The organism is Sphingomonas sp. P2_B6, from assembly GCF_056404755.1.
Window position 1 is genome coordinate 1 of record NZ_JBFUDK010000035.1, and the last position, 1,402, is coordinate 1,402.

1 protein-coding gene is annotated in these 1,402 nt (G+C 75.7%); it reads left to right on the forward strand.

Annotation, left to right across the window (positions count from 1 at the left end; genetic code table 11):
• A partial coding sequence (locus tag AC1DX5_RS24185) for a coiled-coil domain-containing protein (protein WP_478017852.1) occupies positions 1-1,402 on the forward strand: 1,402 nt, incomplete at both ends.

Sequence of the window (1,402 nt, forward strand, 5' to 3'; positions counted from 1 at the left end):
CGGGTGGCCGAGGCAGCGCTGGCGTCGGCGCGGACCCGGGCCGAGCGCAGCGAGCGCGATCTCGCCCGGGTGACGGCGGAGGCCAAGGCGCTGGGCGATCCCGCGCCGTTGGTCGCCGAGAAGAACAAGGCGGCGGAAACCCGCGCCCAGGCGCTGCGCCACATCGAATCGGCGCGCACCGCGCTGGCCCGGGCGGATGCGAGCGAGCGCGAAGCGATCGGATCGCGCGACCGCGCGCAATCGGCGCGCGCCGGGGCGCATGCCGAGCTGAGCGCGCTCGACAGCGAAGCGGCGGCGCTGGCCAAGGCGACGCGACGCGACGGCAAGGACCGGCTGCTCGACCAACTCCGCGCCGCGCCGGGCTATGAGCGCGCGCTGGCGGCGGCGCTGGGCGACGATCTCGAAGCCGGGCTCGATGCGAAGGCGGAACGCTATTGGACCGGGGCCGCGCCCGAACCGGGCGATCCTTCGGCGCCTTCGGGTACGGTCGCCCTGGCGACTCATGTCAACGCCCCGGCGGCCCTCGCTCGGCGACTGGCGCAGGTCTTCGTCGCCGACAGCGATGGCGGGCAGGCGCTGGCGGTCGGGCAAAGGCTGGTGACCATGGCCGGGCTGTTGCGGCGCTGGGACGGCTATGTCGCCAGGTCAGGCGGGGCGGAGGCGGCGGCGCGGCTGGAGCGGATGAACCGGTTGCGCGCGATCGAGGCGGCGCGGCCCGCGGCGGTGCGCGCGGTCGATGCCTGCGATGCCGAGCTGACCCGGATCGACGAAGCGATCGCCGAGGCGCGCCGTGCGGCAGTCGATGCGCGGCGGCTGCTCGAAGGGGCGGAGACCAATGCCCGCGATGCCGCCCGTGCCGAGGACCGTGCCGCTGCCCAGATCGAACGGATCGAAGCGCAGCGCGCCGATCTCGACACGCGCCGCCAGCGCATCGTCGCCGAGCATGAGGAAGCGCAGGGGGAGGTGACGCGCGCGGCGGCGGTGAAAGCGGCGCTCCCCGATGGCAGCGCGACACGCGAGCGCGTGCAGATCCTGTCGGGCGAGGCCGAGGCCAAGCGCACCATCGTCGCCACCGCGCGCGCCGATCGCGGGGCGCTGGAGCGCGCGATCGGGCAGGACCGCGAGCGGCTCGCGGCGGGCAATGCCGAGAGCAAGGGCTGGAAGAACCGCGCGGGCGAGGCGGCGCGGCGCATCGCCGAAATGGACAGGCGCGATGCCGACCTGGCGGCCGAAGCGGAGACGCTGGCCGACAAGCCGGCCCAGCTCGCCGCGGAGATCGCCGGACTGGAGCAGGCGCATGGCACGCTGCGCGCCGAAGCGGAGACGGCGATGGCGGCCGAGCGCGAGGCGGAGGTGGCGCTGCGCCTGACCGAGGAGGCGGCGCGCGCCGCAGCCGAGACCC